Below are 277 nucleotides of genomic sequence, written 5' to 3' on the forward strand. Positions count from 1 at the left end.
TCTGCTGGTTTCTTATTTAGTTGCGATTAGCATACTTACAATTACGCCGGGATTGGATACGACATTGATTATTCGTACCGCAACACTAGAAGGAAAATCCAGCGCCTTTCATGCAGCGCTTGGTATTAGTACAGGCTGTATCGTGTGGGGGCTCGTAGTTGCCTGTGGATTAGGCGCTTTATTCATGGCTTCGGCAATGGCTTTTAGTGTATTGAAATGGGTTGGTGCGGCTTATTTAGCTTGGCTTGGGCTAAATATGCTCTTCAAACCTCGCCAT

General features: G+C 45.5%; 1 protein-coding gene. It reads left to right on the forward strand.

Annotation, left to right across the window (positions count from 1 at the left end; genetic code table 11):
• The coding region (locus ABFX56_RS16050) for a LysE family translocator (protein ID WP_346234359.1) at nt 1-277 on the forward strand (277 nt) is incomplete at both ends.

The sequence above is a fragment of the Parafrigoribacterium mesophilum genome (assembly GCF_039652555.1).
GTDB classification, from domain to species: Bacteria; Actinomycetota; Actinomycetes; order Actinomycetales; family Microbacteriaceae; genus Parafrigoribacterium; species Parafrigoribacterium mesophilum.